The following is a 4,366-nucleotide window of genomic DNA, read 5'->3' as shown; positions in this document are numbered from 1 at the left end:
GTTCTCTCGGGTCTCCTCGTGTGTGGTGGATTGTTGCGTCCGGGTTGGTTTGGTGCTGGTGCACCACACGATCGCTCGGGATGATGTGCACGTTGCCGACACGCGGCTGCGTTGCCGGGAATGAGGGACGCGGCGGAGTAGCCTCCGGCGTGGAGGGATGCCGATGCGAGCCTTTCGTATCACGTTGCCGTCGGCCGAGCGGTATTGGACCGTGGTCGATGACGAGTACCGGATTGTCGGCGATGTCGACGAGTACTTGCGGCATCTTCGATTCGGGCAAGACGCTGCAGAGAGCACCACCAAGGCCTACGCGGAGTCGCTGACACTGTATCTGCGCTGGTGCGAGCACACACAGCGAGATTGGCGGACCGCGGCCGAACGGCTTGGTGCGTTCGCCACCTGGCTCAGGCACACCCCGATCGATCCGGAGGCTCCGTTGATCGGTCCGGGGCTGCCCGAGGTGCGCGGCCCGGGCCGGATCAATCGGATCTTGGCGGCGGTTCGCGGATTTCTTCGGCACAGTGTCGCCGTCGGCACCGCGCCGCCGGAAGTGCTGGCGATGCTCTTCGAGGTCAGCGACAACCGTCACTTGCCGGTGGAGGCCCGCGGCGAGGACGGCGCACTGCACTACGTGGCCCGTCCACGTCATCGCTTGTCGGAACCGGAGACTGGGGTGGACCGCGCCACCGACGAGGAGGCTCTCGCGTTGCTCGGGGCCTGCCGGTCGGCTCGTGACCGGTTCATCGTGGTCGCGATGGCGCGGGCCGGGTTGCGGCGTGGTGAATTGTGCGGGCTTCGGCGCGAGGACATCCACTTCGTGGCCGACTCGTCGGGCCTGGGTTGCACGATGTCCGGTTCACATCTGCACGTGCGCCGCCGGGTGAATATCAACGGCGCATGGGCGAAGTCCCGCCGCCCCCGGGCGGTTCCGGTCGACGATCTGCTGGTGCTCGCGTACGACACCTACGTCTTCGAACGCGACCGGTGCCGCCCGGCCCGAGAGTGCGACTTCGTCCTGGTCAATCTCTTCCACCCGCCGCTGGGGTCGCCGATGCGGCCCGGCGCGATCAACGAACTGTTGACGGGGTTGTCGCGGCGGGCGCACCTGTCCCGCCGGGTTCACCCGCACCAGCTGCGCCACGGATTTGCCTCCGACGTCCTGGACGCGGGAGGGTCGATCGACGAGGCCCAGCAATTGCTCGGCCACGCCCGCGCCGCCTCGACGCAGGTCTATGCGCATCCTTCCGCGCAACGGCTGCGCGATGCGGTCGAGCGCGTCGCCGCACTCAACCGCGACGGGGTGAGCCGGTGACTGCGGCGCTGTCCACCGTCGGTTCCCCTCGGCCGGCGCGGAAGGCCGAGGGGTTGTGGCCGCGGTTGGACCCCCTGTTCCTGACCGCCGCCGGGTGGGCTCCCGCAACGGAAACTCTGACCCCACCACCAGAGCATCCGCTGTTGGGATTCCGGCCGTGTCGGGTCCGGGGATGCCGAACCGAAGTGCTCTGGCCGGACGGCCTGTGCGCGACCTGCCACCAGGCATTCCTCCGCTCCGACATGGGCATCGAGGCGTTCGCTGCTGCGGGTCCGGTGCGCAGACTGCACCGGGGCGAGGTCATCTGCGGAGTTCGCGGTTGTCCCCGCCCGTGTCGCAACAACCGCCTCAAAATCTGCACGACCCACGAGAATCACCGGAGGAGACTGAACCTGCCGCTGGACGAATTCTTGAAAGATACTGCACCGAAACCCCTCCCAGGATTCGGCCCGTGTCGGGTGACGGTCTGCGACCGGCAGGCACACTGCCGACGCGGGCTCTGCCGGCCACACGATGTTCGGTGGTGGGACCAGGACCGCAAGGGGCTGACCACCGATTTCGAGGTGTGGTGCCGAACAGCGGCCCCGGTCGTGAGCGGCCATGAGGTCATCTTGCGGGGTCTGACCCCGCTGGTGCAGGCAGAGATCCTGTTCGGCCTGCAGCAGCGCTGCGGACGGGATGTGATCACCCACCTCTATCAGCTTCGCGTTTTCACCCGCAGTCTCCGTAGCCACGGCGTCGCAACGATCGTCGACGTCGATGCCTCGACGCTGCCGCGGCATATCCGGCCGCTCGTGCAGGAGTTGCAGGCAGCGGTGTCGGAGTCGACCACCGGTCCGGATAGTGAGCAGCACAAGGACATTTGGAACATGCGCGTCTTCGGGCACGGCCGAAAGCGGCTGGATTTCACCGTTGTCGCCCAACCGTGGCTCCGCAGCGCCGCCAAGCACTGGGTCCTCGAGGAACTGCCGCTGCGGCGTGGGCCGAATGTTGTCGCCGTCCTGCGTGACCATGTCAACAGTGTCGCCGCGTTGGGTAACAGCCTGCGGTTGCATCGGCCCGATGACGGCATGGACCCTGCCGCGTTGGGCCGCGCCGACATCGTCGCCTTCCTCAACCGGCTCCGACACCAGGAATCCGCCGGCGACCTCTCCGCCTACCAACGCCGCAAGACTGCCCAGCATGCCGCGCTGGTGCTGCGTGAATGCCGGGCCCTGGGCCTCGCCCGGCCGGGCCGGCCCCTGGCCGGTCTCAGCCAGGAGTTCACCTTCCGCCGCCACGACCTTCCCCCGGTGCCCAAGGACGACGCACCGGGCCGGGCCCTGCCCGATTCAGTCCTCACTGCGCTTATCGCCGCGCTCGACCGCCTCGAGGCCGCCGGCGGACGCGATATCCGCGTCGCTGTCCAACTGCTCATCGACACCGGTCGCCGACCAGCCGAGATCTGCAACTTGCCGTGGGACTGCCTCGACCAAGACCGGGACGGCAAATACGCGCTGATCTACACCGACTTCAAGAACAACCGCGTCGGCCGACGCTTGCCGATCGGCGACGCCACCGCAGAACTGCTCATCGAACACAAACAGCGTGTGCGCGATCGCTTCCCGGACACACCCCTCGCCGAACTGGCGCTGCTGCCCAGAGCGACCCGCAACCGCGCCGGCACCCAGCCGATCCACGACGACACCCTCGCCTCCGCGCACCGCCGCTGGGTCGACGATCTCGAGGCGCTGCACCGCCCGGACGGCTCGGAGTTCGATAAGTCCGCGGTGTTCCTCTACGCCTACCGACACAGCTTCGCCCAACGGCATGCGGATGCCGGAACACCCGTCGACGTCCTGCGGGAGCTTATGGGGCATCGCTCAATCGCAATGACTCAGGGCTACTACTCGGTCACCGCCACACGAACCCGGAAGGCCGTCGACGCCCTGGCCGCCGTCCAGTTCAACGGCCGCGGCGAACACGTGTGGAGCCAGGCTCGCCTGCTACTGGAAAGCGAACACCAACGGCTCTGCGTCGGCCAGGTCGCGGTCCCGTTCGGCATCTGCACCGAACCGTCCAACGTGCAGGCCGGAGGCGGCTCCTGTCCGTTCCGGTTCCGGTGCCTGGGCTGCGGTCACTTCCGCTCCGACCCCTCCTACCTGCCCGAGCTGCAGGATTACCTCGACACCCTGCTCCGTGACCGCGAAAGGGTCCGTGCCGCTACCGAACTCGATGAATGGGCCCGCGACGAGGCGGTGCCGTCGGAAGCGGAAATCACGAGGCTGAGACAGTTGATCCGCCGCGTCCAACACGACCTTGATGCACTCACCGAGGACGAGCGTGGACAGATCGAAGAAGCCGTTCGGGTGGTGCGTCGCACCCGACAGACCGTGCACCTCGGACTACCCACCACCGGGCCGCAAACGCTCGACCCACACCTCGAAACGCACCGATGACCTCGAACTCCACCGAACATCTGATCGCGGCCCGCCGCGGCGACAGCACCCGTCGACGGCAAAGAGTCCTCGACGCGCTTACCCGGCTCCGCGCCGACGGGGCCGAGATCACAATCTCTTCCGTCGCTCGCACCGCGGGAGTCGACCGCTCGTTCCTCTATCGCCACCACGATCTCCGAGCCCAGATCCTGACAGTCGCCGCCGAACCTGAGCCGCCACCGTCGAGCACCCGCACCAGCTATCGGTCACTTCTGGCCGATGTAGCCAACCTGCGGGCACAAAACGAACGACTACGGCAGCAGAACACGAAACTCGCCGACAGACTCTCCGAGGTTCTCGGCGAACAGGTCCTCCACGACGCCGGTCTCACCGGACACGACGAAATCGGCACCCTCCGAGAGCGGACCGCCGAACTCGAACAGCAGCTCCTCGACAGGCAACACGAGCTCCAGGACCGCGACGACGAACTCGCAGCCGCCCGCGCCACCAACCGAGACCTGATGGCAACCCTCAACAGCCGACCACAACCACCACGTGCCCAACACCTGTAGTGCACACCATCAGGCTTTTGACCAGCGCAAATAGCATTTGTTAACAAAAATTCCCGAGAGAAGCC

General features: G+C 66.9%; 3 protein-coding genes. All 3 read left to right on the top strand.

The features are described 5' to 3' along the window. Nucleotides 1–163 precede the first annotated feature (163 nt). The 3 genes from P3H15_RS53145 (at nucleotide 164) to P3H15_RS53135 (ending at nucleotide 4,301) form a co-directional block, all read left to right on the top strand. On the top strand, nucleotides 164–1,312 hold the full coding sequence (locus P3H15_RS53145) for a tyrosine-type recombinase/integrase (protein ID WP_276144688.1): 1,149 nt from the start codon (nucleotides 164–166) through the stop codon (nucleotides 1,310–1,312). Nucleotides 1,313–1,902: 590 nt separating this feature from the next. Next, nucleotides 1,903–3,750 carry a site-specific integrase gene (locus tag P3H15_RS53140; protein ID WP_276144687.1) on the top strand — a complete coding sequence of 616 codons (1,848 nt, stop codon included), beginning with the start codon at nucleotides 1,903–1,905 and terminating at the stop codon, nucleotides 3,748–3,750. Continuing rightward, nucleotides 3,747–4,301 carry a DUF6262 family protein gene (locus P3H15_RS53135; protein ID WP_276144686.1) on the top strand — a complete coding sequence of 185 codons (555 nt, stop codon included), beginning with the start codon at nucleotides 3,747–3,749 and terminating at the stop codon, nucleotides 4,299–4,301. Before P3H15_RS53140 ends, P3H15_RS53135 begins: the two co-directional genes overlap by 4 nt. Nucleotides 4,302–4,366: the final 65 nt, after the last annotated feature.

Source organism: Rhodococcus sp. T2V (genome assembly GCF_029269925.1).
GTDB lineage: Bacteria > Actinomycetota > Actinomycetes > Mycobacteriales > Mycobacteriaceae > Rhodococcus_F > Rhodococcus_F koreensis.
This window is presented reverse-complemented; position numbering and strand designations above follow the sequence as displayed.